The following is a 26,637-nucleotide window of genomic DNA, read 5'->3' on the forward strand; positions in this document are numbered from 1 at the left end:
TGACTCCGTTTCCTCCACCGTCGTGGCTCGTTCCGCTGTCACAGGTTCCGCCATCACAGGCTGTGCAGGCATGGCGAGGGGTCGTGGATATGAGCCTCAACATAGGGGCGCTGCCATTCGAGGAAGTCGGCGTCCGCATCGGTCAGTCCCTGCCGACGCAGCTCGTCGACGATCTGCGCGCAGATCGTCTCGATGATGCGCTCGACCTCTTTGATGTGCGGCGCGGCGCCGGCGCCGCCTTCGCCGAATCCGGCGCCGGCGAAGCAGGCGGCCGACGAGCGACGCAGCAGCGTCTCGAGTTCGTCGCACACCTCGGTCAGCCGCATGCCGGCGCGCCGGCTGAGCGCGCGCAGCGCGGCGAACCGCCACTTGTAGTACGGCGCATAGCCGACCGTCACCGGCTTGTTGAGCAGGAACACGAGCGAGGAGACGGCCATCGTGAATTCGTCGATGCACAGCCACGCGGCCGCGCCGTCGCCACGCTTGAGCATGCGCGGCACATTGTATTGGCCGGCTTGTGCGATCATGCCGAGCCTGCGCGAGATCCACGCGAGCCACACGTCCTGAGGCATGAGCTTGAACGATTGGCGCGCTTTCGAGAACGCGCCGAGCGGATCGGCGAAGACGCGCCCGTTCGTCGCGTTCGCCAACGTGGCCTCATCGAGCGTCATCCACAGATGCGGCTTGTCAGCGCCCGGCGCGCTCGCGTATCCGGTGATCGACGTGAAGAAACCGCCGATCGTGAACACGCCGTCGCGTCGGTCGTCGCCGGACGCCCTTGGCGTCGTCGTGGAACGTGTGACGCCGTCGAATTCGCGGGGGAGCGCCTCGTAGTCGCGCTGTAGCTGCTCGCCGATCCGCGCATAGTCGTCGTCGGTGAGCCACAGGCAGAACCGCGCGCCGAAGTCATGGTCCTCGGAGGTCGCGTCGTCGAAGCCGAAGCATTCCGAACCCGGACCGACCAGACCGGCGGCGATGCGGCCGACATAATCGGGATAGCGTTCCTCGAGCATCGGCTTGCCGCAGACGAGCCAGAAGTCGCGGGCGAGCTGCAGGCCGCTGCGGCGTGGAGAAGCCGTCGCGGCGGCGGTTGCAGAACCGTTGGGCATAGTCTCGGCGTTCGTAGTGCCGCCGTCTGCACTGTTGTTGGCATTCGCAGCGTCGACTTCCTGCGGGCTGTCGGCATGCGCGTCCATCATGCCTCTGGCGGCGCGCAGCGCTTCGCGCGCCTTGCTGAGATTGGCTTCGGTGACGCGATAGTAATCGGTGTGCTCGCCGTAGCAGGTACGGATGATCGCGAGCGCGCGCTCGTACTGGTCGACGGCGCTCGCCGGATCGCCGCGTGTGAACGCCACCTGCGCGGCCGCCGCGAGCGCCGACGCATAGTGTGCGCTGCCTTCGGCCCCGGCGGCCCGGTAGATCTCCAATGCCCGTCGTGCGTATGCGGCGGTCTCGTCGAGCGTCACGACACTGTCGTTGTTGTTGTCGTCTGCTGCTTCATTGTTTGCCGCGGCCTGCGTGAGCAGTGCGAGCACGAGGTTCGCGCAGGTGGAGGCGATGTCCACGTCGGTCATCGGATTGGGGCTGCCGTGTTCGAGGATCGCGAGCGCCTCGCGCAGTTCGCAGACAGCTTCGGCGGGGCGATTTGTTTCGCCGTAGAGCATCGACAGGTTGTTGTGCAGTGCCGCGAGCCGCCGGTCGTCGGCGTCATAGACGCGCCTCGCGCAGTCGAGCGCCTGATGGTAGAGGTCCTCGGCCTGCTCGTAGTTGCCGGCGGCGCGCTGCGATGTGGCCGCATTGATGAGCGTCGTCGCCCACGCCTCGGTGCCTTCGAGCCCGAGGCGCAGCGCGAGCTCGATCGCCCGCTGGATGATCCACTGGTTGTCCTTGTGGCGCGATTGCGAACGGTAGAAGCCCATCGTCTCGTTGAGCACGGTGAGCAGGCCGGGCAGGTCACCGGCGTTCTCGGCCTGCTCCATCGCGTCGAGCAGATAGGGTTCGGCCTTCGTGGCCGCCTCGTGCCGCGCGAAGATGGCGTCGAGACCGTGCAGGAACGCGTCGACGTCGAATCCGCCGTCCGCAGCGTCGTTGTCGTCCGTCGCGTTGTCGTCGTCCGCTGTCGTGGGCGGCGCAACGTCCTCGCTGAAGCGCGTCAGTTTCGCCAGCAGATCGTCCTCGTCATGCGCCATCGCGTCCGCCTTTCGCCTGTGTCTCCGGGCGCGGGCCGCCGCGCCGCCGTCTCGCTGAGCACCATCGTAGGGCATCGGCGGCGCCACACGCCGTCGCTCTGATCGCCTTGTGCGAACAAATGTTCGAATCGTGCGCCGCGTGCATCAATCAACGTCAATCAATCTGACGAATCAGACGATGAATCAGTCAACGAATCACACAATATGCCGATCGGCCGCCCACAACGTCAGTTCGTTGCGGTTCGACAGCTGCAGTTTGCGCAGCACCGAACTGACATGCGTCTCGACCGTCTTCACTGAGATGAACAGTTCGGCGGCGACCTCTTTATACGTGTATCCGCGTGCGATGAGGCGCATGACCTCCTGCTCGCGCGTCGACAGCCGGTCGAGTTCGCTGTCGTGCACCGGCCGTGCCATGTCGTCGGCAGCCGGCGGCGCGCCCTGGAACGCCGAGAGCACGAAGCCGGCGAGCTTGGGGGAGAAGACCGCGTAGCCGTCGGCGACCTGCTCGATCGAATGGACGAGCTCGTTGCCGGTGATGGTCTTCGTCACATAGCCGCGCGCGCCGGCGCGGATGACGGCGCCGACGTCCTGCGCCGAATCGGAGACCGACAGCGCGAGGAACGCCGAATCGGGCGACAGTGGCCGCGATTTCGTCAGGATCTCGGCGCCGCCTCCGCCCTCGCCGCCCGGCACATGCACGTCGAGCAGCACGACGTTCGGCTTCGTGTCGGCGATCATCATCACCGACGATTCGACGTCCGCCGCCTGCCCGACGACGTCGAAGATCGGCGCGAGCGTCGCGATGACGCCCGCCCTGAACATCTCATGGTCGTCGACGACGGCGATGCGCACCGGCTCGCGCCGTGTCCCGTCCTGTTCGCTCATGCTGTCTCCTTTGCGTCGTCCTGCGCCGCGCGAGCGTCGTTGTGCGCGGCGATCGGCATGTGCATGCGCACCTCGGTGCCCCATCCGAGCCTCGAGACGATCTCCACGCTGCCACCGCGCCGTCTGATGCGCCCGATGATCGACTCGCGGATGCCGAGCCGTTCGGGCGGCACGTCCTCCATCCTAAAGCCGTCGCCGTGGTCGCGCACGAACACCTCCACAAGCGTGTCCGACGCCTCGCAGTACACGGAGACGGGCTCGCCGCCGTGCGTCACCGCGTTGACCATCGCCTGCGCGGCGGCGTCGAGCAGCGCGTCCGTCTGCGCGCTCGGCCGTGCGTCGCCGACGGTGACGACGTCGATCGGCTTGCCGTGGCTGTCCTCGATCTGCGCGGCGATCTGCGTGAGCCCCGCCTTGACCGACCGATCCGAGGTGGTGCGTTCCTGATACAGCCAGCTGCGCAGCTCACGTTCCTGCGAACGCGCGAGCGTGAACACCGTCTGCGGCTCGGCCGCGTGCAGCTGGATCAGCGCGAGCGTCTGCAGGACGCCGTCGTGCAGATGCGCCGTCATGTCGGCGCGCTCCTCCTCGCGTTCCTTGAGCGCGCGCTCGTTCGTGAACCCGCGCATCAGCGCCATGATCCACGGCGTGAGCGTGCCGATGACGGCGAACACAAGCAGCAGGCCGCTGACGAGGCTGCGCGCGAGCGTGACCTCGCGATGCGCGAACAGCGGCTGTACAAGAAAGACGACATAGGCGACGAATTCGAGCGCGACGCCGATCGCCGTCGTCATGACCTGCCCGCGCGGCGCATTGTAGCGCATCCAGGCGATGCCGAGACCGATGACGGCGAGCGCGGCCGGCAGGATGGTGCCAGCGCGCGACGCCGCCATGTTGATGACGATCGTGCATGCGATGAGCAGCACGCCGAGCGACGCGAACAGCGCCGGCTTCGACGCCTCGTCGAACAGCTGCTTGAGGCTTTCGCCGCTGATCGTCGGCGCCGCCGAATTCAGGCCCGTGTAGTCGGTCGCGTCGTAGTCTCCTGCATCGTCGATTCCGGCGCGCGCGTCCGCGGCTCCCGGGCGCGCGTTGCCTTTCGCGAGCGGCGCGTCAGCGGCATGCGCGACCGCCGCGATGCGCCGCGCCTCGGCTTCGGGGTCGCCTGCCGGAATGAGCAGCCACAGCGCCACATAGGCGCCAAGTCCCACGCCGTACAACGCACACAAGACGACAAAGGCGAGACGCACCCATACGACGGGCACGCCCAGATGCATGCTGACGCCGCGCGCGACGCCGGCGATCCAACGCCCCTTGCGCGGCCGCATCAGCGGCAGCCGCGCCGGATACAGCGGACGGTCGGCCGCCGCACGCGCCGCGGAGGCGCCGCCTGTGCCTGTCCATGTCGAAAAGCTGTCGTGCATGCCTCCATTGTGCCGCCGTTCAGGGAGAAAACCGAGCCCCGACGTCAAGAATCAGGGATGATTCAGGGTGTCCCCGGAGGCTTTGCGCGCCTTCGAACTGCTGTAATGGAGACATGAGCAACACACAGAACGACCCGCGGCCGCAGGGGCAGCCCGGTCAGCAGGGTCCACAGCAATACACTGCCCAAGCCCAGCCGACCGCGCAGAAGCCGGAATCGAGCTTCTTCCGCTGGATTCGCGAAAGCCGCGTCGAACGCACGAACAACCGCGTCATCGCCGGCGTGTGCGGCGCGATCGCCCGTGAACTCGGCTGGAACGTGACGCTCGTGCGCGTCCTCATGGTCGTAGCCTTCTTCCTCGGCGGCTTCGGCGCCGTGCTCTACGGCATCTGTTGGCTGCTGCTGCCGGACGAGCTCGACCACCGGATCCTGCTCGAAGAGGCGATCGACGGCCACTGGGACTGGTCCTTCGTCGGCGTCATCCTGTGCATCCTCATCGGCGGGTTCAGCGGATTCGGCTTCCTGTGGTGGGGATCGTGGAGCATCAACCTCGGTGCCTTCCTGTTCGCCGCGCTCGCGTTCTTCCTGCTCGTTGACAACGGGCGCAGGCGCTTCGCCGTGAACGACGGCGTCCGACCGGGCAATCCGCCTGCAAACATGCCGTACGGTGGCGCGATGCCTCCGCAGCAGCCTGCGCCGGCCGCCGGTGCCGCCGCGCGGCAGGACGACCGTCCCTTTCGCCCCGACATGTATATGAGCGGCGGCGCGCCGGTGGACATGACCGACGCGACCAAGGCCGCGCCCGCCATGCCGCAGCCCATTGCGCCGAACTATGCGACCGCGCAGCAGTCCACTGTGCCGCCTACGCCGGTGCCGCCGGCCCCCGCACCGCAGTCCGCCGTGCCGCCGACCTATGTCGCGCCGCCGTCGCGACCGGCGCCGGTGAAGACCATGCGTCGCAAGCCGGCCGGCCCGATGCTCGTCCTGCTTGTGCTCGGGCTGATCATCATCTCGATGGCCGTGTGCTCCTTCGCCGTCAACACCATGTCGCTCGCCAGCGCGATGCAGCCGGGCGTGCTCTATGTGGGCGCCGTCTGCGCCGTGCTCGGCGTCGTCATCATCGTGCTCGGATGCGCCGGACGGCGCACCGGCGGCCTGCATCCCTTCGCCTGGACCGCGATGTTCCTCGCCGTGTGCGCGATGGCGGTCGGCGGCGCGTGGACCGCCGTCAACGTCTACAGGAACAGCATCGACCACGACTACACGCCAATCAGCCTCGCCGCCGGCAATGTCGAGCTGACGTCGTCGGCCGACGATTGGAAGAAGCTCGAACGCGGCATCGCCGTCACCGGCAACAGCTACCGCTACAACCAGCTGAGCGTCAACCTGTCCAATACGAAGAAGCACACGGTATGGCTCAACAATGGGCGTCCCGGGACGAGCACGTGCCCGACGGGCCGCATCCCGATGACGGTGACGAACGCGCGCGTCGTCGTGACGATCCCCGACGGATGTTCGTGGAAGATCCTGGGCGCATACCCGACCGATGCGGTCGGCGGCCCGTACACGTTCTCCTCGAACGGCAGCGCCCTCGGACGGTTCGACATCGTCGGCTGGGACAACGACGACATCGTCGGCTACACCCATGTGAGGATGCCCGGCATCGAGGTCGAAGTCGGCGATCCCGACGACAGGGATGAGGACATCGACGAGAGCGACGGCGATGACACGACGACCTGGGTCGACACCGACGACATGTACTTCACATCACGCAAGATGGCCGACCTGTGCACCGGCGTCAGCGTGCAGGACGGCAAGGTCGACCTCGCCGCGGACGCGAACGGGCAGATGAAAGAACTCATCGAATCCGACCGCTACTGGCCGTGCGCGGCGAGCGCGGACAAGGCGCCGAAGGAAGCCGAACTCATCATCGAACCGAACGTGCTCATCTCGGGCGGCGTCACCGTACGCTACGCCTCGCAGTGGTGAGCGGACAGGAAACGGATCATGAACAACACAGACCACAACACGCATGATGACGACACCGAGGTCATCGCACAGCAGGACGCGGCGGGCGATGTCACGACGGAGGACGTCACGACGGAGATGGACATGCCGCTGAGCGAACGCTTCGCCGACTTCGACGTCGACGCGGCCGCCGCGCCGACGCCCGACGACGGCGACACGCGCGAAATGCCGGCGCAGTCGAGGATTGACGACGCGACGACCGTCGTCATCGAACAGACGGGCGGCGACGATCTTGCACCGACGTGCGTCATGCCGCAGCAGGACGCCGACGACAAGACGCAGCCGCTGACGACCGTGCAGTCGGCCGGATGGTCGTGGTCGTCGGATGCTGCGCCCGCGATCACTGCGACGGACGACGATACTGCGACGCTCGATACAGCGACGCTTGACGATACGGTTCTTGATACGACGACCTTCGGTACGGAAACGCTGGACGTGACCGTCGTCGACGAGGACGCCGCTGAGGCAACGACAAGCGCCGCTGATACAACGGCTGCCGCGACGCCACCGTCGGAGCCGACGCCACCGTCCGCAGTGCCGATGTACAGCGCGCCGCAGCCGGCCGAGGAACCCAAGATCGTGCGTCCGAGCGGCGCGAGCGCCGGCACAATCGCGTTCGGCGTCGTCGTCACGATCTTCGGTGCGCTGACGATCCTCGTCGGGGCGACGATGAACAGCGGTCTGCTCGACTACATCGACTGGCGTGGCATCGTCAACTGGACGCTCATGGGGCTCGGCGTGCTGCTCAGCGTCGTCGCGATCGTCTGGGGCCTCATCGCCCATGTGCGCGGCCGTCGTCGTGACGAACGCCGCACCGACCGCTGAGCCGACCATATCCGTAACCCTCACGAAACCATCCGACGAAAGGAGACTATCGGGACCCATCGCTCGACACACGGCGCCGCGGCACTTCGCTTTTCCAGTTACCCATTACCCATCGCCGCGGCGGACTCACACCAACGCCGCCCCTCGCCGTCACCGCGCCATGCGCGGAAAACAGCGGAGGGCGGCGTTGCGCGCTACAGTGGCAATAATCAGCGGACGGACAACAATCAGCGAACGAACGATGGAAGGTGAGGTCGTGAGCGAGACAGGAAATGCATCGCACGCATCCACAGGTGCACAAACGGCGGCGGGGCATCTGTTCACGGCGCATGACGTGACGGCGGTCATGCCCAGGCACGGCGGCGGCGAAACCACGGTGTTTCAGGGATTGTCGTTCCACGTCGACGGCGGCGAGGTCGTCGACCTGACCGGGCCGTCGGGATCGGGAAAATCGACGCTGCTCACCGCCTTCGCGCGGCTCAACGTGCACACGAGCGGCACATTCGCGCTCGACGGCAAGAATTCGGACGCGTTCACGCCGCAGCAGTGGCGCATCAACGTCGCCTATCTGCCGCAGACGTCGACGCTCATCGGAGAAACGGTCGCCGACGCGATCCGGCTGCCGTGGACGTTCAAAATCAGGCAGAGCGAACGCGCGAACGAGCCGAAGGACATGCTCTCCGACGCGCATATCCGTGCGACGCTCGACCGCATGGGCTGCCAGGACATCGATCTCGATAGGCCGCCGCGCGACCTGTCCGGCGGTCAGGCGGCGCGCGTCAGCCTCGCGCGCACGCTGCTGACGAAACCGCGCGTGCTGCTCGCCGACGAAGTCGACGCCGGACTCGACGAGGAGAACGCGGACAAAGTCGCCGATCTGCTCAAGCTCGCAGCGCAGGAGGGCACGGCCGTCGTACGCATCCGGCACCGCGCGCCGGACGGCCGCGCGACGCGCATGATGGTGCTCAAGGACGGCGTGCTGCGTGAAGTGCCGCTGCCGACGGCCGCGCAGGTCGCCGCAGCGCAGCGGGCGGACGTCGTCGGGGCGGCTTCTGCTGCCAACGGCGCTTCGGCGGACGGAAACGCGACGGATGGAAACGGGGAGTGAACTGATGGAATCGTATTTCGACATTGACATATGGGGACTCGTCGCGGCCGTCGTCATGGTGATCGTCGCCGCCGGCATTTCGGCGCTGATGAAGACGGGCGTCGCCAAATCGCTGATCTGGGCGACGGCGCGTTCGCTCGTGCAGCTGCTCGCGATGGGCTTCATCCTTGAATACGTGATCAGGCAGAACAATGTGTGGCTCGTCATCGGACTCGTCGCGCTCATGCTGCTCGCGGCCGTGCAGATCACGATGGGACGCGCGACGGGCGCGCCGAAGGGACTTGTCGTCATCGTGCTGCTGTCGCTCGTCGTGACGATGCTGCTCATGCTCGCGATCGTCGCGGAACTCATCGTGCGGCCTAAGCCGTGGTATGCGCCGCAGCTCATCATCCCACTCACTGGCATGCTGCTGGGCAACACCGTCAGCGCGCTCGCGCTTGGCCTGAGCCGCTTCTTCGAATCGATGCGCGAACGATACGCGGAGGTGAACACGATGCTCGCGCTCGGCGCCACGAAATGGGAAGCGGCGAAACCGTCGATGATCTCGTCGATCCGCCTCGGCCTGCTGCCATCGGTCGCGATGCTCGCGTCGAGCGGCATCGTGACGATTCCGGGCATGATGTCCGGCCAGATCATCGCCGGCAAAAGCCCGGTGAGCGCGGCGAAATACCAGTTCGTCATCCTCGCGGCCGTCGCGGCGCTGACGCTCGTCGCGGATTCGATCATCATCGCGCTGATCTACAAGCGCTGCTTCATCTCCTACGACCGCTACTTCGTGCCGGAGCCGGCGAAGAAGCTCAGCTTCAAGGATTTCGTGCAGCTGCGCAAGGACGTGCATCCCGACGAAAAGCCCGAGGACGCGCAGCGCGCCGCCGCGCAGGAGCAGCGCGCCTCGATGCGGTAGGGCGGCGTCTGCGCTGCGGGCCGGTTCGTCGGGGCAGTCGACGAACCAACCCGGAAACTAGGCCGGTTGTGGGGCGGATTGTCGACACGGTCGAGGGAGTGGCCCGCTCCGGGTTGGTTTGTCGACGTGGTCGAGGGGTCGACCCGGAAAGTGGGCCGTTTGTGGGTTGGTTCGTCGACACGGCCGACGGGATGACCCGCTTCGGGGCGAGTTGTCGAGCTGGTCGACGGGTCGGCCCGGAAATCAGGCTGGTTGTGGGGCGAATCGTGGACGGGGGTGATGGAACGGGACGCAGAGGAGGGGAGCGGGGCGGAGCCGGCGGGGCCGGACGAAGCCGCGAACTGGGGCAGATACGCGAAAAGCCTCACCCGAAGGTGAGGCTTGTGAAGTGGTCGGGCTGGCGAGATTTGAACTCGCGGCCTCTTCGTCCCGAACGAAGCGCGCTACCAAGCTGCGCCACAGCCCGATGTTGCTTTTCGGCAACAGGTGATAGTTTACGCATCTGTGAAGGAATTGCAACTTCGGCGTGTCGCGACCGTTGCGCGGTAGGAGGAGAGGCCTCGACGCGTGTAGTGGCGGGTGGTTACACTGGTGCGCTATACCGAGCCCATATCCATAGGACGCATATGTGTGCGCATATGCGCGCGAAAAGGACGAACACGAGGACATGACCGAACAGAACACGCATAACGAACAGGAAGCGCTTGCCGGGACGCAGGCCGACGAGACCGTCATCGTCGAGGACGAGGAGGTCGCGGCGCCGTCGATGAGCACCGTCGAACGCGCCGAACTGCTGCTCCAGCAGGATGAGGCGATCGCGCGCCGCATCGACGAGGGCGCGACGCTTGACGAGGCCATCGACCCGTCGAACAAGGAATTCGGGCCGCTCGCGCACCCCGAACAGGTGCAGATACGCGTCGCCAAGCGTGCGATGATGCTCAAGGACGGCCTCAACCCGTATCCGGTCTCGCTTGATGTGACGAGCACGATCGACGCGGTGCGCGCCAAGTGGGACGGCAAGCTCGAGGCGGGCGAGGAGACCGACGACGTCGTCGGCATCGCCGGCCGCGTCCTGTTCATCCGCAACGCCGGCGGCTTGTGCTTCGTGCAGCTCGCGGCAGGTGACGGCACGACGATCCAGGCGATGCTTTCGAAGAAGCAGATCGGCGCCGATTCGCTCAAGCTCTTTAAGCAGCTCGTCGACCTCGGCGACCATCTGTTCGTCAAGGGCCGCGTCATCGCGTCGAAGACCGGCGAACTGTCGATCTTCGCCGACGAATGGGCGATCGCCGCGAAGGCTTTGCAGCCGCTGCCGACGCTGCACAAGGAGCTCAACGAGGACACACGCACGCGCAAGCCGTACATCGGCATGATCGCCGACGAGAAAATCCGCAACATGGTGCGCAACCGTTCGAAGGCCGTCTCCTCGCTGCGCCACACCTTCGAGGAGCACGACTTCCTCGAAGTCGAGACGCCGATGCTCCAGACGATCCACGGCGGCGCGGCGGCGCGCCCGTTCACGACGCACATGAACGCCTTCGACCTCGACCTCTATCTGCGCATCGCGCCGGAGCTCTTCCTCAAGCGCTGCCTCGTCGGCGGCATTGACCGCGTCTTCGAGATCAACCGCGACTTCCGCAACGAAGGCGTCGACGCGACGCACGCGCCGGAGTTCACGATGGTCGAGGCGTACGAGGCCTACGGCAACTACGACACGATCGCCAAGCTCGTCAAGGAGCTCGTGCAGAAGACCGCGATCGACGTCTTCGGCTCGACGAAGGTCACGCTGCTCGACGGCACCGAATACGACTTCGGCGGCGAATGGAAGCAGATGAGCATGTACGACTCGCTCTCCGAAGCACTCGGCCAAGAGATCACGCCGGAGACGAGCGTCGCCGAACTCGGCGCGATCGCCGACAAGCTCGGCGTCGAACGCGACGAGGTCGAGAACCACGGCAAGCTCGTCGAACACCTGTGGGAGCACTTCTACGAGGACAAGCTCTACGAACCGACCTTCGTGCGCGACTTCCCGGTCGAGACGTCGCCGCTCGTCAAGGCGCACCGTTCCAAGCCGGGCGTCGTCGAGAAATGGGACCTCTACGTGCGCGGCTTCGAACTGGCGACCGGATACTCCGAGCTCAACGACCCGATCGTGCAGCGCGAACGCTTCGTCGCGCAGGCCAAGGACGCGCTCGCCGGCGACGAGGAGGCCTGCGACATCGACGAGGACTTCCTTGAGGCGCTCGGCGTCGGCATGCCGCCGGCCGGCGGCATGGGCATGGGCATCGACCGTCTGCTCATCGCGCTCACCGGAGCCACGATCCGCGAGACGATCACGTTCCCGCTCGTCAAGCCGCTCAACAGCTGAGCCTCGATTCCTCTTCGGCGCGTCTCGCGCGTCCGGGTGCATCCGCATACCGGCCGTGCGAGACGCGCCGTCGTATGCGGGGGCGGCTAATCGGGGATGTCCAGAATCGGCGATGTCTGTTTTGCGCCTCGCGCGCGTTTCCTGATACGGTGGTCGCACTTGTGCCGGCGGCGTTCGCCGGTGGGAGCATGCGTCTTTTTGACAAGAGAAAGAGGAAAGATCATGAGTTTCAACGAACAGCCGCAGGTGCCGCCGATGCCGTCGGCGCCGCAGCCTGCGCCCGACATGCAGCGTACACTGCGCGAACTGAGCGATCCGAAGGTCAAGGTCGGCAATCTCGGTGTTTCGGTCGCCGCCGTCACGACGGTCGTCGCCGCCGTCCTCGCCATCATCGCGATGTTCCTGCCGTGCGTGACCGTCTCGGTCGGCGGCTTATTCTCGCAGACGGTCAGCCTCATTCAGGGCGACGGTTGGATCGTCCTCATCCTCGCTATCGCCGTGGCCGTGCTCGCCGTCATCCGTCAGGCGCTCGCGGCGTTCGTCGTGGCCGTGCTGAATTTCCTGCTGTGGCTGTTCGAGACGGTCAACACCGGGCATGTCGCCGGCGAGGCGTCGTCGTATTCCGACCTCGTGCAGGTCAAGGTGAGCTACGGCGCGGGGTACTGGCTGTGGGCCGTCACCGTGTTCGTCATCCTCATCGCGACGGGCATCGAGTTCTACAACATGATGCAGCTCAAGAAGACGCAGGCCGCGTCGACGCCGGGCGCCGCTCCGGCCGCGCCGGTGGCGCCGTATCCGATGGGCACGCCGCCCGCTCCCGCTGCGCCGCAGGCGCCGGTCGCCCCTGCGGCGCCCGCGCCGTCGTATGCGGCACCGGCTGCTGCGGCGTCGACTGTGCCGACTCCGGCCGCGTCGGCGGCCGATGCGTCGCTGCCGCCGTATGCCGCGCCCGTTCCGCCGGCGGCTTCGGTCACCGAAGTGTCGCAGACCGACGTCTATCAGGTGCCCGATCCCTCCTCGCCGACCGGCGCCGATGACGTCGTCGTCGAACAGCAGACGGCCTACGGCGACGTGCCGAATCCGCAGGCGCCGACGTCGCAGTCGCCGCAGCAGCAGTGACATCGATACGACGATGAAACGACGATGATATGAAACCGGTCCTTCGGGGCCGGTTTTTCGTTGCGGGGGAGGTGACCGCGGGATGGTGCGGTCAGCGAAAAATGAGGCGCGGCATGTAGAGTGAACATCGTAATCGTCAATCGACAGGAAGAAAGAGGAATCATGGACCCGAATCAGCAGCAGCCGGGCGCACCGATGCCCCCGCAGGGCGCGCCGGCGGCACAGCGTCCAGCGCCGCAGGCTCCCTTCGGCGCACCGCAGCCGCAGTACGCGCAGAACGCCCCGTACATGCCGCCGCAGAGCGCGCCGCGCCAGCAGAACGCCGACATCAAGACCACGTTGGCCACGCGCATCCAGCTCGGCAAGCTGCACATCATCTACGCCGACTTCATCACGTTCTTCGGCGCGCTGCTCGGCGTCATCGCCGTGTTCGTGCCGTTCTTCTCCTCGAAGGGGTATTCACGCGAGACGCTGGCGCTCATCGCCTCGGGCTCGCCTTATGTCTTCTTCGGCTGGCAGTTCCTCGTGCTCACCGTCACGATCGCCGGACTCGCGTTCATCGACAACAAAGCCGTTCCTCTGACGCTCGCGATCGTCTATACCGTGCTCTTCATCGACCAGATCGCCTGGGGCTCGTTCAACACGCATGGCTATGCGAACTACCACATCGGCTTCTATCTGATGCTCTTCGCCGTCATCTTCATGCTCGCCGGCACGATCATCGCGATGTGGCTCGAATCGCAGCAGACAAAGCTGACCAACGGCACCGCCCGCCCGACCGCGCCGATCCCGACCTCCTATCCGGCACCGACGAACGCCTATGTGAACAACGGCTGGCAGTCCGGTGTCCCGCCGACGCAGCCGGTCGGCACGACCGACAACAGCAACTGGCAGTTCGGTGTGCCGAACCAGCCGCAGGCTCCGGCCGCGCCCGCCGCTGCGGCAGTGCCGACCGGCCAGTTCCCGACGGCCCCGGCCGCCCCTACGGCGCCGTCCGCGCCGACGATGCCGCCGACGATGCCGGGCGCCAACGCCTGAGCGTGCTGCACAGCTGAATATGCTGCATATGCACAGCTGAATCGATGATGAACGACCGCTGCGCCGCGGCGGTCATATCGATATCGATGAGCCACGAAGACCTCCACGGAATGTGGAGGTCTTCGTGGCTCATCGGCGTGCCGACGTTTGCCAAACGCCGCGACGCGCGTAGTGTGGAACGCCGACGACTCATGGCGGATGTGGAAAGGCAGGACACAGTGACCATTGACCAGTACATCAGCGGCATGCGCGTGCGCACGCTCGCGCTGAGCGTCGCCCCTGTGTGGATCGGCACCGCCGCAGGCGTCGGCATCGTGCGCGAGCGCGCGGCCGCGTCGTCGCGATGCACGGTCCTCACCGGCGGCGCGTCGTGCGTGCCGGACACCGCGCGCATCGCCGCCGTCGCCGTGCTGTGTCTGCTCGTCGCGATGCTGCTGCAGATCGCCGCGAATTTCGTCAACGACTACTCCGACGGCATCCGCGGCACCGACGCGCACCGCGCGGCCGGTGCGATCGCCGCGCGGCTCGATGACGATCTCGACACGCCGGCCGACCGCATGGAGGTGCCGCCCGCACGCCTCGTCGTATCCGGCGTGCCCCCGCGGCACGTGCTCGCGGCGGCCGTCGTCAACGCGGCGCTCGCCTGTACATGCGGGCTCGCCGTCGTCGTCATCACCGGATACTGGTGGCTCATCGTCGTCGGGGCGCTATGCCTTGCCGCCGGCTGGTATTACGTCGGCGGCCGTCGTCCTTATGGATATATGGGATTCGGCGAGGTCGCCGTGTTCGTCTTCTTTGGACTCGTGGCCACGCTCGGCACGACCTACGCGATCGCCGGCGCACTCGACGCGGCCGCATGGGTCGGCGCGGCCGCCATCGGCGTCGTCGCCGTCGCCGTGCTGTGCGTCAACAATCTGCGCGACATCGACACCGATCGCGCGGCCGGCAAGCGCACGTGGGCCGTGCGCATGGGCCGCACTTGGGGCACCGTGTGCACGATCGCGCTCATCGCGATCGTCTCGCTCGGCGCGGCCGTCGCGTGGGCGGCGACGAGCGTACAGGGGGAGCGGCTCGCGCATCTGTCCGTACTCACCGCGTTCCTCGGCATCCTCGGCGCCGTGTGCGCGCTGCTCACTGGATGGTTCGCCGCGCTCGACATCGCCAAGCGCAACTATATGCGCGCGATGCGCTCGCTCGGGCTGCTCGCGCTCGCGACGGCGCTGACGTTCAACGGATTCGCATTGATGATCTGATTGATGATCCGAACGTCGCGGCGTGCGTGAAACGTCATGTGAAACGTGTGGCTGTTCGACGCGCCGATTTGGCAGCACGCAACGCTAGACTGAAGCGTATGACATACAAACTGGTACTGCTCCGACATGGTCAGAGCGAATGGAACAAGACAAATCAGTTCACCGGCTGGGTTGACGTCCCGCTGACCGAAAAGGGTCGCGAGGAAGCCAAGCACGGCGGCGAGCTCATGAAGGAAAAGGGTGTCCTGCCGGACATCGTCTTCACGTCGCTGCTGCGCCGCGCAATCAACACGGCGAACATCGCGCTCGACGAGGCCGATCGTCTGTGGATTCCGGTCAAGCGTGACTGGCGTCTCAACGAGCGCCACTACGGCGCGCTGCAGGGCAAGAACAAGACCGAGATCCGCGAGGAGTACGGCGACGAGAAGTTCATGCTGTGGCGCCGCTCCTACGGCACCCCGCCGCCCGAGATCGATCCGAACGACAAGTACGCGCAGAACAACGATCCGCGCTACGCCGGCGATCCGGTTCCGGAAGCCGAGTGCCTCGCCGACGTCGTGGCCCGCGTCGAGCCGTACTGGGATGCCGAGATCATCCCGGAGCTCAAGAGCGGCAAGACCGTCCTGATCGCCGCCCACGGCAACTCGCTGCGCGCGATTGTCAAGATGCTCGACGGTCTGACCGAAGAGGAGATCGCCAAGGTCAACATCCCGACCGCGATCCCGCTCGTCTATGAGCTCGATGAGAACTTCAAGCCGATCAAGAAGGGTGGCGAGTACCTCGATCCCGAGGCCGCTGCCGCCGGTGCTGCCGCTGTCGCGGCCCAGGGCCAGAAGTGAGTCTTTGACTGCTCGCTGACTTTCCGCTGATTCTCTGATTCGGCGATTGAGTCGCCCCGATACGTTTCGTTTCGGGGCGACTTTTTACTGTCTGTTTCCTTTGTTTTCCTTTGATTCCCGTTGGGCTAGGGCTTCGGTTCCGTCGGCGCAGATTTCGGGTACGGAGTTATCCATGGTTGGGGCGGATACGTCTGCGTGCCTTCTCTACGGGCCCGTTCTCATCCGGATCCAGGGTGGATTCGTTGACGTACGAGGGTTCGCGGGCACGTTTCCGCCCGTACCAAGGATGGGGCCGTATCGCTGCCCTCGCTCCGGGTACTTTCTCATCCGCGTCCCGGGCAGTTTGGTATTCCTGATGCCTGCCTCAGGCACGAAATCATCCGCAGTTCGGGTGATTGTGTATCCGTGGACCTTCTCCGAGCACGCTTCCATCCGTGTCTTGGGCGGGCTAGGTTGCATGCGCTTATCTATAGGTACGTTTCCGCCCATATCAGGGATAAAGCCGTATCGCTGTGACTTTTCCGAACGCGGTTTCGTCCATGTTCTGGATGATTCCGTGTGCTCGGCATCTGATTTGGGTACGGAGCCGCCCATGCCATGGGCGGCTCCGGATTCCTTCATCCTCTCCCGGTACGATTCGACCCATGCAGTGGATCAATCGGTCTCCGAGATGAAGGGCAGGGATACCGCAACGTCCATGATACGGATGGGACCGACGGCGTATGACGGCTCCCACCGTCTGGTCATGAGCCGTCGGAGCAGTCAACTCCGCTGCCCATGTACACGATGGTCAAGATGCTATCGGGCGCTGTCGGGTGATGAGACCCTCTCGATTTCCCTCACCATCGCCTCAACATACTGTTGCTCGCGAGTCTGCATCCTCTCACGGTAGTCATCGTATGATTCGATCCCCGCCTGCCCGACATTGAGTCGATACACGGCGACACGCTTGGGTGCATCCTCCGGTCGTTTCGCTGATCCGCCGTGTAGAAGATCACAGCCGGTAAGCACATCCAGCTGCCTATCCGAGTATGCTTCGGCCACTTTCAAATCGGAGATCGGGTTAAGCTGGAAGGCGAGATTGGCGTCGAAGCGAAGCATATAGGCAAGCAGCTGCAGTCGATCATCGCGTTCCGGTGTGTCGCTCATCTTGTACTTGGCATCCGCAACAACAATATTGTCTGTCCCATTGCGATAGTCGAGAAGGAAATCCGGGTACATGGTTTTCTTCCCGCCCTCTCCAACATAAGTGTGGTACCCATGCTCGCTGCTTGCATTGTCCGGGTGCTCGACTGCAATTATCTGCGGCAGATGATCGTGCAGCAGCACGTTGAGGTAGGACTCCCACATCCACGAGCAGTTGAAGAGAATGCCGTTCGGTGTGTACTCGCTCGATGATTCCGTGAACTCAACGCCGCGATTCGTCAGGATTTCGATGCACAGTCGCTGCAGCGTGCGGTAATCCTGATAAAACGGGTGGAGTACCGGCTTGCGTATGTTCTCGCTGATGATTTTTTGCCGCTCGTCCGACTCATAATGCGGCGTCGCCTGACGGATCTGCTCCACAGCCTTTCGTGTCTTCTGATCCTGATGCAGAATCCTGCGAGTGTCGGAATCCTGAGAATCAAGGAATTCGATGGTGTGCCGGATGAGCTCCGTCACCGGATTGTCGGCGTCGAATTCGCGTGTGCTATAAGCGACCGATCCGAGAAACGGCGTGTTCTTGCGGATATGACGTGCCACATCGATTCTTCCGCGCGGTCTTGGATCGTTATAGTATCGGCGGACGTACTGGCGGAAGATGCCCTTCGAGACGGCGTTCTTGAGGAATGACGGGAACATGAGTCGCAGCAGCATCGTCCATGCCGATTTCGGATTCGCGTCGAAATCGAGATTGAGCAGATTGAAGTGCAGCACGCGCTCCATCATGTAGTTGAAGAACCAGTCCTTGCCGATGTGAACCGGCCGGCCGTTCTCATCACGTGAGAAACGCGAGGAGATGGACATCTGGAAGGTGCCGTCGTTATTTCGGATTAGTCCCGCGATGTTCTGCGTATAAAGATGCAGCTTCGGACTGTTGACCCACGGGCCGTAACCCAGAACGTACTTGTCTCTGAGATCGGCGTTATGCTTCTCATCGCTGAAGTAGAACCAATGCCTGTTCTCCCGCACCTTGGTGTCGATGAGCTGGTGCTGGACGAAATCAATCTGCGATTGGGTAAGTCCCGGAGCCGCTGTGCTCTCTTGTGGGGATTCAACAGGTTCATCTTGCGCATCCGCAGATGTGATTGGGCCCTGCCTGAATGCTTCCTCGAGGGAGATGACCCCGTTTGAGATATCTGTTCTGGATCTCTCTTCTTTTGAAGAGAGATCCAGAACAGAGTTGTCCGCAGCGAGATAGGAGAGATCACCACTATGGGAAATCCAGGGTTCCCACTCGTTTGGCTGAGTCATCATGCCTATTCCTGATCATCCGATTCAGAAATCCCGGACTTGTACCAGATATCACTGAATCTACCAAGAGCGTTATCATCGGTCGAACCGCGAAGGTACTCGGTGAGCAGCGGTTTAACGCGGTTTTCCCATGTCTCGGCTTTTGCCTTGTTATATTCTTCAGGGTCATTGTTAGCTGCTTTGGCGAGATCCTGGAAGTAGGATGCACCGAGTTCATAGGATTCACCGAGACCATCGGTCTCACGAATCTCCTTGTTGATGGCATCCATGAGCTTTGCCATTTTCTGGTAGCTGTTCGTCGTGATGTCGAAATCCTCACGCATCTCACGGCTGTTTTCAGCACTGATGTTGATGAAGTTGAAGCGACGGCGCATAGCGAAGTCGAATGAGTCGACGCTTCGATCGATATCGTTCATCGTGCCGATAATCGTTACGTTCTCCGGAATGGTGAACTTTCCACCATCAAGATAGCGCTGGGCGAAGGTCTCTCCATCCGCCAACTCGACTTGATGCATATTGGCGTACTGCGTGTCGATGCCAACTTCCCGGTATCCGCCATCCAGAAGGAAGAACAGCTCGCCGAAGATGTTCGAGACATCGCCGCGGTTGATTTCGTCGATGATGAAGTAGTAACGATTATTCTGATCATTGCGTGCATTCGCACAGAACTCCATAAAGGTTCCTGCCTGCAGAGAGAAGCCGTTGCCTTTCGGATTTGGACGAAGCCCTTCCACGAAGTCCGTGTAGTCATAGCTCGGATGGAACTGCACGAAGCGGAAGCGAGAACGATCATCTGATTGTGCCGCTCGTAGTCGTTCGACCATCATTTCCTGAGTGAAGTCAGCACCATATTCCTTGCCGTCGATGAGTTCCGTGACAGCCTTGAGCACGCCAAAAGTCTTGCCGGTGCCGGGCGCTCCGTGGAAGATGAGATTAGTGTGGTTGAGGTCAGCTTTCTCGATGTTCTCTTTAATTGAGACCGTCATGCTGCTCTCCCGCTTGAAAAAAGTTGTAGATATCGATCAGGCGATGGTAAAGGTTTTGCAGTGCAGGCATAGTGTCTGGATTATCCAGTTCGTCCTTGTCGATTCCAAGATCCTTGATTGATGCGTAATCTTTATCGTTGAGGGGATAAAGCTTGATGGTTGAGACGTAGTCCGCATAGTTGTCGGCATCTTCTTTGGGTGCGGCACATGCCTGGAATCCGGTGACTTCCGTCTTGTCATCATTGAAACTGGCAAGGATGTTGATCCATGTGGCATTGACGTTGATGTAGGTGCTTCGGGTGGTGTTGATCGCGGTGAACTGCCCCACGAAGTGCATGTTGAGTGTGACGTCAGGGGTGAGTTGCTCCCACCCCAGTTGAAGATCGATGCCGCAATTCTCCTTGACGGCTTCGATGAAAGCGGTGTTTTCGAAACGCTCGCCGTGGCTGTCGGAGTAGTTCTGCTGCGGTGCGAGGCTCTCGCCGTGTGCCTTCCTTTGTGCTTCCAGATGGGCATATTCCTTGAACACCACAAGTGCCAAGCGAAGCTTGCGATAGCGGTCTTCGAGCGTATCCATGCCGGTTGTAACTTCAGCTGTAGTCATTTCCCTACTCCTTTGTGTTGTCGGTTAACCATACATATTAGTGCAATTTTCTAATTTTGCATGTGGCGCCGTGTCATCGGGGCTGTTGCGTTCGAGACGACGTGTCATATTGCGATTCGCGAGGATAACGCCCATTGCTGATTCCGGCGCCGAGTCGACATCCTGCGCATGACGAGGATCACGCACAACGGCGAAATACGAGCGTATTTCGCCGTTGTGCGCGCGGGCTTCCGAGATGGATTGAGAATATCACACAAATGCGAACATGTCAGTCAGAAATAGAATTAGAATCAAACAAAATAAATCAGAACCGCGCAAAAACAGCGCAGATTGACGCCCCTCCGAGGACTGCAGAATGCACAACGGCGAAATACGCCCGTAATTCGCCGTTGTGCGCGACATCTGCCGATCAATCAGCCGCCAGAACATGCCATACTACGATTCATTCCTTGCAGCCCACAGAGCATTCCGCCACCCACTCCCGCGCACATGACCTATATTGTGCCTCAGTCAGCCAGAACATCAGCGCACAGCGCACCCAAGGAGGCGCCCATGAACATCACGATCTTCGGCCACGGCAATCTCGCCACCGCAGTCGGCAAGAACTTCGAGCTCGCCGGCAACACCGTGCAGTACATCACCCACGAGAAGGTGTAACGCTTGGCGACATCGTCGTGCTCGGCGTCCCGTACCAGGCGTTCGACGACATCACCGACCGCTACCGCGACCAGCTGAACTCGCGGATCATCGTCGACGCGACCAACCCGATCGACTTCGAGACCTTCAAGCTGCTCCTTCCCGCGGACATGTCTGCGTCACTCCAGCTCAAGATGAGGATTCCGGACGCGGACATCATCAAGGCGTTCAACACGACGACCGCGGTCAGCCTGAACGCGGGCACGATGGCCGACGGCAAGCCCGCGCAGGTGCTCATGGCCGGTGACAGCGACGCCGCCAAGAAGTCGCTCGCCAAGGCGCTCGACGGCAGCCCGCTCGAGGTCATCGACGCCGGTGACATCGCTGAGGCGCGCGACATGGAGGCGCTCGGGCGCCTGCAGCTGCGCATGATGTTCGCGAAGCAGATCGGCTTCGACGGCGGCTTCCGCATGGTCAAGTGAGCGGTGACGACCATGACCAAACTGCCACCGATCGAGAAGATTCCCGAAGCGTGGACGGCCATCGCGGACGGCCATGTCCGGCTCGAGCCCGACGCTGGCCGCGCGCTCGTCGAGTCCTCCAACGAGGCGAAGACGTACACCGTCACGTTCGACGGCGACACGTACACGTCCAACGACAACGCCACCTACTGGCAGGGTTACGCCGGCTACCCGATCATCGCCGTGCTCATGCTGCGGGGTCGGCTTCCGCTCGACGGCTCGCTCTCTGAACAGTTCAGGGACGTCGACTGGAAGTCAATCAACGACCGATTCAAGCGGGACTACGCGGGTGCGCTCGACGAGGTCATCAGCGAACGCGGACTCGACAAAGACAGAGTCACCGCGGCGATGACGCTCGCGTACGACGACCTCAAGGAACTGCCGCTCACAATCAAGCGCGGATCAGTGCGGCCGCCCAAGTCAACGAAGACGTCAACGAAGACGAAGTAGTCACTCCTCGCTCACGTCGTCCTTCATGACCGGCTCGCCGGCGAGATACCGGTCATGAAGAGCCTTCTGCTGGTTGAACATCGCGCGCATCATGATGTGCGCGTCCTCCAGTCCGAGGTGCCGCTCGCTCTCGCCCTGGTCGAGCGTGAGCGGCTCTCCGTCCGCGCCGGCCACCGCGCGCTCGCGGTCATCACCCAGCGCGCCGTATCTGCGCGCGTAGTCGTCGAGCCGGAATCCGCGGAACCGGTAGTCGTCGCTGTGCACGCCCACCTTGCGCGAGTCGAGAATCCGGATGTCTCCCGCGCGCACTGCCTCCGCGAACCCCGCGCAGTTGCCGGTGAGGAACTTCTTCTCGAAATTCGCGCTGTGCGCCACCATGACCGCGCCGGAAAGCGCGTCCATCACCTCGCGCTGCGCAGCGAGGTCCTCCTGGAACGGCACGAGTCCGGCGAGCGACTCCGCGGTGATGCCGTTGAGTTCGACGGTGGCCTCACGCAGTCCGAGAGCCGCGCGCTCTATACTCACGCCGTACTGCTCGCGGTGTGCGTCGAATCCGCGGCCGCCGGTCATGTCGAACCGCTCCCAGCCGGCGTCCACGATGTAGTCGGACGCCGGCGAGAGTCCCGTCGTCTCCAGATCGATTCCGACGAGCACGCCGGCGGTCGGGTGCGCGCCGTACTCGGTGACGAGCGACTCCTCGAGCGTCATGCCGTCGCTCACGCGGTGTTCGACGGCGGTGCGCACATCCTGCACGTCGCGGTTCTGCAGTTCGGCGATCTCCTCGTAGATCAGCCATGGCTTGCGCATCTCCCACGGCTTGAACCGTGGCATCGGCTGCTTCGTGTACGGCGTGCGCGGCGGCTGCGGTCCGGTGACCGACTCGCGGATGCGCGCGGCGGTCTCCTCGCCGACTTCGCGCGCGAGCCAGTCGAGCTCGTCGTGCGCATCGCGCAGCTGCCAAGTGAGCAGACGGAGCGCATCAGCGCTCGGCAATGCATCCATGTCCGCCGGCGTGCGTGCAGCGTACCACACGCGCTCCATCGTGTGCGCGAGTGAGGCGCTCTGATGCCAACGTCGGAACGTCTGCGCATACAGCTGTTCCGCGTCGGCGTGGAGCGGGTCGGCGGCGTTCTGCATCGGCTGGCCTTCGATTGAGATGCGCAGCGGTTCGTTGGACACGACCGTGAGCACATCGCGCACGTCCACACCGAGGTTGAGCAGATCGTCGGTGAGGAACACCGACGCGCCGCCGACTGCGCGCGCCCACACGTCCGCATCCGCCTGCGTGGCGCTCGCGAGTCGCTCGAAATATGCGAATCCCGCATCCGTGCGCGCGATGATGTTCCTGAATTCCATTGCTGACTCCTCGACCGGTTGATTGACTGTATCCAGCCTACCCGCAGCCTCCCGTGCGCGGATGTGTGGTCGTGCACAACTCGATATTTCGACCGTATTCTCGAGTTGTGCGTGCTTGTTGATTGAGCATCCGCTGGTTTTGTTCGCACAACTCGAGGAATCTGCATGTTCTCTTGAGTTGTGCGTGAATCGAAAAAGCACAACTCAAGAATACGGACGAAATACCGAGTTGTGCGAAGATGGGCAGGAGGGAAGGGAGGTGAAGAGAGGAGGAAGAAGAGGGGTGAAGGATGAGGGGGAGCGGCGCGCGAGTGCGGTCGTGCATGCTGCACTTTGGCGAGAAAAGGCCGGCAACCTTGCTAACAGCATAGATTCCACACGGCGAGAGGGAATAGACGGACAATAGGAGACGGAGCGTCGGCAAGATGACGCGTGAATCAGCAACCGTCGTGGAACGAACCGCGCGAAGGAGGAACCATGTACTATTCGGCAGGCAATTTCGAGGCGTTCGCCCATCCAAGGAAGCCCGAGGGCGTCGAGCACAAGAGCGCCTACATCATCGGCACCGGACTGGCGGCGCTGACGTCCGCGTTCTATCTCGTGCGCGACGCGCAGATGCCGGGCAAGAACATCCACGTCTTCGACAAGGACGTGCTGCCGGGCGGCGCGCTCGACGGTGCGTTCATCAAGGGCGAAGGCTATGTGATGCGCGGCGGCCGCGAGATGGACAACCACTTCGAGGTCATGTGGGACGTCTACCGCGACGTGCCGAGCATCGAGGACGAGGACGTCTCGATGCTCGACTACTATTACTGGCTCAACAAGGAGGATCCGAACTTCTCGAAGTGCCGCGCGACGAAGGGGCGCGGCCAGGACGCGCACACCGACCGCAAGTTCGGCCTGTCCGACAAGGCCGTCATGGAGATCCTCAAGCTGTATCTGGCCACCGAGGACGAGCTGGCGAACAAGAAGATCACCGACTACTTCGACGACGAGGTGCTCAACTCGAACTTCTGGCTGTACTGGCGCACGATGTTCGCGTTCGAGAACTGGCAGTCGGCGCTCGAGATGCACCGCTACATCCACCGCTTCATCCACCACATCGGCGGTCTGCCGGACTTCTCGGCGCTGCGTTTCACCCGCTACAACCAGTACGAGTCGATGATCCTGCCGCTGATGAACTATCTGAAGGCGCATGATGTGCAGTTCCACATGCAGACGTCGGTCGACGACGTGACCTTCGAGGTCAGCGAGACCGAGATGGGACCCAAGCGCGAGTTCACGAACGTCGCGATGGACGAGATCGCCCGCGCGCAGGCCGAGAACGGCGCCTTCCCGCGCAATCCGTACTCGACGCCGAACAAGAAGGTCGCCAAGACGCTTGTCATCACCGACCTGAAGAACAACGAACGCAAGACGATTGAACTCACCGAGGACGATTTCGTCTTCATCACGAACGGCGGCCTCGTCGAATCGACGACCGAAGGCAACCAGAACACGCCGGCCGGCTTCGACCCGTCGCTCAAGCCGGGCAACGGCTGGGACACGTGGAACCGCATCGCCGCCGTCGACCCGAGCTTCGGCCACCCGGAGAAGTTCATCTACGACCCGAACCTGACGAAGTGGATGAGCGCGACCGCGACGACGCTCGACGATGAGATCATCCCATACATCGAGAAGATCACCGGACGTTCGCCCTTCGGCGGCCACACGGTGACCGGCGGCATCGTCAGTGTCGAGGACTCCAACTGGCTGATGAGCTGGACGATTAACCGCCAGCAGCAGTTCCGCGACCAGCCGGCTGACCAGATCAGCGTCTGGATCGACGCGCTGCTGCCGGACAACCCGGGCAACTACATCCGTAAGAAGATGCAGGACTGCACGGGCGAGGAGATCTGCGAGGAATGGCTCTACCATCTGGGCGTGCCGACCGACCGCATCCACGAGCTCGCCTCGAAGCACTGCAACACGATCCCGGTCATGATGCCGTACGTCGACGCGTTCTTCATGCCGCGCGAACTCGGCGACCGCCCGGACGTCGTGCCCGACGGCGCCGTCAACTTCGCGTTCATCGGCCAGTTCGCCGAGGAGCCGCGCGACACGATCTTCACGACCGAATATTCGATGCGCACCGGCATGGAGGCCGTCTACACGCTGTGCGACGTCGATCGCGGCGTGCCCGAGGTGTGGAACAGCGAATACGACGTGCGCGACATGCTCAACGCGGCCGTCAAGCTGCGCGATGGCGAGCCGCTGACGACCTTCGGCCGCAACGGCATCGAACGCAAGGCGATCGAGGTCGCGCTCAACCGCACGAAGGGCACCTACATCTACGAGATGCTCAAGACCTTCGGCGCGATCGCCGACCCGCAGCATCCGGTGGACATGAAGCCGGGCATGCGCTTCGACATGTCGTTCAGTCAGGCCGACGAGGAGCGTCTGATGAAGGAGGCAAAGGAGGCCGAGAAGGCCGCCTTCCCGGATCAGGCCGCCGAAGAGGCCGCCGCCGCGATCACGCCGGCGCAGGAAAGCGTCGACCCGCAGCCCGCCGGCTCCGATGGGCCTGAGGCCGAGGAGCGCTTCACCGCGCCGGAGGCTGCCTCCGACGCAAACGGAAAGGACGCCAAGTGAAGGCGTATGTGATTCCCGACGCGCAGTCGCGCGGCATCGATGCCATCAGGCTCGCCGACGTCCCCGAACCGGTCGCCGGGCCCGGCCATGTGCTCGTGAAGGTGCACGCGGCCGGCCTCAACCCGGTCGATTACAAGCTCACCGAAGGCGGTAACGCTTCCTGGACGTATCCGCATGTCCTCGGACTCGACGTGGCCGGCGAGATCGTCGCCATCGGCGAAGGCGTCGAGGACACATGGAAGGTCGGCATGCGCGTCGCCGGGCACGGCGACCTGCGCTGCGACGGCTGCTTCGCTGAATACGTGAGCGCACCGGCATACGAGCTCGCGCTCATCCCGGACGACGTGCCCTACACGACCGCCGCCGGTCTGTTGTGCGGCGCGCTCACCGCCTACCAGACGATCAACCGCAAGCCGAACCTCAACCTCGTGCGCACCGCGCTCGTCCACGGCGGCTCCGGCGCAGTCGGCGGCATCGCCGCGCAGCTCGCGAAGATGCACGGCGTCACCGTGCTCACGACGTGCTCGACGCGCAACGTCGACTTCGTGCGCGAACATGTGCGGCCGGACGTGGTCATCGACTACCGCACCGAGGACGTCGATGCGCGCATCCGCGAACTGACCGGCGGCCTCGGCGCCGACCTCATCGTCGACACTGTCAGCGCCGCGGAGGCGCAGCGCGACCTCGAACGGCTCGCCTACAACGGCCAGCTCGTCACGATCGTCGACGTGCCGCAGATCTCGGCAGGGCAGATGTTCGGGCGCGGCCTGAGCATCGACGTCGTCAACCTCGGCGGCGCGCACGCCTCCGGCAATCCGATTGAGCAGCATGATCTGGGTACGATGGCTTCGGACGTGCTGTCGATGGTCTCGCAGGGCGAACTCGATCCGCTCGTCACCGGCGTGCTGCCGTTCGCCGACCTCGTCGAGGGGCTGCGTTCGCTCGCCGAGCATCGCGTCACCGGCAAGCTCGTCGTCGACATCAATCGCTGATCGGCGAACACAAATACAAGTTGTC

General features: G+C 63.6%; 20 protein-coding genes and 1 tRNA gene. 13 read left to right on the forward strand and 8 right to left on the reverse strand.

From position 1 onward, the window contains the following. Nucleotides 1–53: 53 nt before the first annotated feature. The 3 genes from CGZ88_RS07770 to CGZ88_RS07780 form a co-directional block, all read right to left on the reverse strand. Nucleotides 54–2,189 carry a DUF4037 domain-containing protein gene (locus tag CGZ88_RS07770; protein ID WP_101671512.1) on the reverse strand — a complete coding sequence of 712 codons (2,136 nt, stop codon included), beginning with the start codon at nt 2,187–2,189 and terminating at the stop codon, nt 54–56. 195 nt (nt 2,190–2,384) lie between these two features. Continuing rightward, the gene (locus tag CGZ88_RS07775) at nt 2,385–3,077 is read right to left on the reverse strand and encodes a LuxR C-terminal-related transcriptional regulator (protein WP_026644608.1); all 693 of its coding nucleotides are present in this window, start codon (nt 3,075–3,077) and stop codon (nt 2,385–2,387) included. Beyond that, nucleotides 3,074–4,405 carry an ATP-binding protein gene (locus CGZ88_RS07780; RefSeq protein WP_341476324.1) on the reverse strand — a complete coding sequence of 444 codons (1,332 nt, stop codon included), beginning with the start codon at nt 4,403–4,405 and terminating at the stop codon, nt 3,074–3,076. The genes CGZ88_RS07775 and CGZ88_RS07780 overlap by 4 nt, the downstream gene beginning before the upstream one ends. Nucleotides 4,406–4,614: 209 nt before the next feature. Between CGZ88_RS07780 and CGZ88_RS07785 the strand changes: the two genes are divergently transcribed. The 4 genes from CGZ88_RS07785 (at nt 4,615) to CGZ88_RS07800 (ending at nt 9,365) form a co-directional block, all read left to right on the forward strand. Next, complete coding sequence (locus CGZ88_RS07785; RefSeq protein ID WP_165778737.1) at nt 4,615–6,489, forward strand: PspC domain-containing protein; 1,875 nt, start codon at nt 4,615–4,617, stop codon at nt 6,487–6,489. An 18-nt stretch (nt 6,490–6,507) separates the two neighbouring features. Next, nucleotides 6,508–7,353 (forward strand): hypothetical protein, encoded by an 846-nt coding sequence (locus CGZ88_RS07790; protein ID WP_101671514.1) that lies wholly within the window; start codon nt 6,508–6,510, stop codon nt 7,351–7,353. Nucleotides 7,354–7,699: 346 nt separating this feature from the next. After that, nucleotides 7,700–8,461 carry an ABC transporter ATP-binding protein gene (locus tag CGZ88_RS07795; RefSeq protein ID WP_243390117.1) on the forward strand — a complete coding sequence of 254 codons (762 nt, stop codon included), beginning with the start codon at nt 7,700–7,702 and terminating at the stop codon, nt 8,459–8,461. 4 nt (nt 8,462–8,465) lie between these two features. Beyond that, nucleotides 8,466–9,365, forward strand: a complete 900-nt coding sequence (locus tag CGZ88_RS07800) for an ABC transporter permease (protein ID WP_101671516.1) — start codon at nt 8,466–8,468, stop codon at nt 9,363–9,365. A 389-nt stretch (nt 9,366–9,754) separates the two neighbouring features. Here CGZ88_RS07800 and CGZ88_RS07805 read toward each other — a convergent pair. Then, nucleotides 9,755–9,831, reverse strand: a tRNA-Pro gene (locus CGZ88_RS07805). A 300-nt stretch (nt 9,832–10,131) separates the two neighbouring features. Here CGZ88_RS07805 and lysS point away from each other — a divergent pair. The 5 genes from lysS to CGZ88_RS07835 all read left to right on the forward strand — a co-directional run bounded on the left by lysS (nt 10,132) and on the right by CGZ88_RS07835 (nt 15,982). Beyond that, complete coding sequence (gene lysS / locus CGZ88_RS07810; protein WP_101671611.1) at nt 10,132–11,733, forward strand: lysine--tRNA ligase; 1,602 nt, start codon at nt 10,132–10,134, stop codon at nt 11,731–11,733. Between the two features lie 222 nt (nt 11,734–11,955). Beyond that, entirely contained in the window at nt 11,956–12,852 is an 897-nt protein-coding gene (locus CGZ88_RS08915; protein WP_133120921.1) for a hypothetical protein, read from the forward strand. Between the two features lie 162 nt (nt 12,853–13,014). Further along, entirely contained in the window at nt 13,015–13,890 is an 876-nt protein-coding gene (locus CGZ88_RS07825) for a hypothetical protein (protein ID WP_101671519.1), read from the forward strand. A 191-nt stretch (nt 13,891–14,081) separates the two neighbouring features. Next, the gene (menA, locus tag CGZ88_RS07830; protein ID WP_243390107.1) at nt 14,082–15,143 is read left to right on the forward strand and encodes a 1,4-dihydroxy-2-naphthoate octaprenyltransferase; all 1,062 of its coding nucleotides are present in this window, start codon (nt 14,082–14,084) and stop codon (nt 15,141–15,143) included. A gap of 98 nt (nt 15,144–15,241) precedes the next feature. Then, a complete protein-coding gene (locus CGZ88_RS07835) occupies nt 15,242–15,982 on the forward strand; it encodes a phosphoglyceromutase (RefSeq protein WP_026644602.1) in 741 nt (246 codons plus the stop codon). Nucleotides 15,983–16,780: 798 nt separating this feature from the next. Here CGZ88_RS07835 and CGZ88_RS07840 read toward each other — a convergent pair. Genes CGZ88_RS07840 through CGZ88_RS07850 form a run of 3 tightly spaced genes read right to left on the reverse strand, consistent with a single transcriptional unit; the run spans nt 16,781 to nt 20,026 of the window. Continuing rightward, nucleotides 16,781–18,439 (reverse strand): McrC family protein, encoded by a 1,659-nt coding sequence (locus tag CGZ88_RS07840; RefSeq protein WP_101671520.1) that lies wholly within the window; start codon nt 18,437–18,439, stop codon nt 16,781–16,783. Between the two features lie 2 nt (nt 18,440–18,441). Next, nucleotides 18,442–19,422, reverse strand: coding sequence for an McrB family protein (locus tag CGZ88_RS07845; RefSeq protein WP_101671521.1), 981 nt, complete (start codon nt 19,420–19,422; stop codon nt 18,442–18,444). Further along, the gene (locus CGZ88_RS07850) at nt 19,406–20,026 is read right to left on the reverse strand and encodes a hypothetical protein (RefSeq protein ID WP_026644601.1); all 621 of its coding nucleotides are present in this window, start codon (nt 20,024–20,026) and stop codon (nt 19,406–19,408) included. Before CGZ88_RS07850 ends, CGZ88_RS07845 begins: the two co-directional genes overlap by 17 nt. A 257-nt stretch (nt 20,027–20,283) precedes the next feature. Here CGZ88_RS07850 and CGZ88_RS09160 point away from each other — a divergent pair, with 257 nt between their 5' ends. Further along, entirely contained in the window at nt 20,284–21,144 is an 861-nt protein-coding gene (locus tag CGZ88_RS09160) for an NADPH-dependent F420 reductase (RefSeq protein WP_231371378.1), read from the forward strand. A 12-nt stretch (nt 21,145–21,156) separates the two neighbouring features. Next, nucleotides 21,157–21,633 carry a hypothetical protein gene (locus CGZ88_RS07865; RefSeq protein ID WP_026644599.1) on the forward strand — a complete coding sequence of 159 codons (477 nt, stop codon included), beginning with the start codon at nt 21,157–21,159 and terminating at the stop codon, nt 21,631–21,633. Here CGZ88_RS07865 and CGZ88_RS07870 read toward each other — a convergent pair whose 3' ends face one another. Beyond that, entirely contained in the window at nt 21,634–22,989 is a 1,356-nt protein-coding gene (locus tag CGZ88_RS07870; protein ID WP_101671522.1) for a 3'-5' exonuclease, read from the reverse strand. Between the two features lie 477 nt (nt 22,990–23,466). Here CGZ88_RS07870 and CGZ88_RS07875 point away from each other — a divergent pair, with 477 nt between their 5' ends. Then, entirely contained in the window at nt 23,467–25,620 is a 2,154-nt protein-coding gene (locus CGZ88_RS07875) for an oleate hydratase (protein WP_101671523.1), read from the forward strand. Further along, nucleotides 25,617–26,612: a zinc-binding dehydrogenase gene (locus CGZ88_RS07880; protein ID WP_101671524.1), complete on the forward strand. Its 996-nt coding sequence runs from the start codon at nt 25,617–25,619 to the stop codon at nt 26,610–26,612. The genes CGZ88_RS07875 and CGZ88_RS07880 overlap by 4 nt, the downstream gene beginning before the upstream one ends. Nucleotides 26,613–26,637 lie beyond the last annotated feature (25 nt).

The organism is Bifidobacterium anseris, from assembly GCF_002860345.1.
Taxonomy (GTDB): Bacteria; Actinomycetota; Actinomycetes; order Actinomycetales; family Bifidobacteriaceae; genus Bifidobacterium; species Bifidobacterium anseris.

Coding starts and splice junctions, on each gene's coding strand:
- CGZ88_RS07770 (WP_101671512.1), bottom strand. CDS start 2,189: ATGGCGCATGACGAGGACGATCTGCTGGCGAAACTGACGCGCTTCAGC.
- CGZ88_RS07775 (WP_026644608.1), bottom strand. CDS start 3,077: ATGAGCGAACAGGACGGGACACGGCGCGAGCCGGTGCGCATCGCCGTC.
- CGZ88_RS07780 (WP_341476324.1), bottom strand. CDS start 4,405: ATGCGGCCGCGCAAGGGGCGTTGGATCGCCGGCGTCGCGCGCGGCGTC.
- CGZ88_RS07785 (WP_165778737.1), top strand. CDS start 4,615: ATGAGCAACACACAGAACGACCCGCGGCCGCAGGGGCAGCCCGGTCAG.
- CGZ88_RS07790 (WP_101671514.1), top strand. CDS start 6,508: ATGAACAACACAGACCACAACACGCATGATGACGACACCGAGGTCATC.
- CGZ88_RS07795 (WP_243390117.1), top strand. CDS start 7,700: ATGCCCAGGCACGGCGGCGGCGAAACCACGGTGTTTCAGGGATTGTCG.
- CGZ88_RS07800 (WP_101671516.1), top strand. CDS start 8,466: ATGGAATCGTATTTCGACATTGACATATGGGGACTCGTCGCGGCCGTC.
- lysS (WP_101671611.1), top strand. CDS start 10,132: ATGAGCACCGTCGAACGCGCCGAACTGCTGCTCCAGCAGGATGAGGCG.
- CGZ88_RS08915 (WP_133120921.1), top strand. CDS start 11,956: ATGAGTTTCAACGAACAGCCGCAGGTGCCGCCGATGCCGTCGGCGCCG.
- CGZ88_RS07825 (WP_101671519.1), top strand. CDS start 13,015: ATGGACCCGAATCAGCAGCAGCCGGGCGCACCGATGCCCCCGCAGGGC.
- menA (WP_243390107.1), top strand. CDS start 14,082: ATGGCGGATGTGGAAAGGCAGGACACAGTGACCATTGACCAGTACATC.
- CGZ88_RS07835 (WP_026644602.1), top strand. CDS start 15,242: ATGACATACAAACTGGTACTGCTCCGACATGGTCAGAGCGAATGGAAC.
- CGZ88_RS07840 (WP_101671520.1), bottom strand. CDS start 18,439: ATGATGACTCAGCCAAACGAGTGGGAACCCTGGATTTCCCATAGTGGT.
- CGZ88_RS07845 (WP_101671521.1), bottom strand. CDS start 19,422: ATGACGGTCTCAATTAAAGAGAACATCGAGAAAGCTGACCTCAACCAC.
- CGZ88_RS07850 (WP_026644601.1), bottom strand. CDS start 20,026: ATGACTACAGCTGAAGTTACAACCGGCATGGATACGCTCGAAGACCGC.
- CGZ88_RS09160 (WP_231371378.1), top strand. CDS start 20,284: ATGCGAACATGTCAGTCAGAAATAGAATTAGAATCAAACAAAATAAAT.
- CGZ88_RS07865 (WP_026644599.1), top strand. CDS start 21,157: ATGACCAAACTGCCACCGATCGAGAAGATTCCCGAAGCGTGGACGGCC.
- CGZ88_RS07870 (WP_101671522.1), bottom strand. CDS start 22,989: ATGGAATTCAGGAACATCATCGCGCGCACGGATGCGGGATTCGCATAT.
- CGZ88_RS07875 (WP_101671523.1), top strand. CDS start 23,467: ATGTACTATTCGGCAGGCAATTTCGAGGCGTTCGCCCATCCAAGGAAG.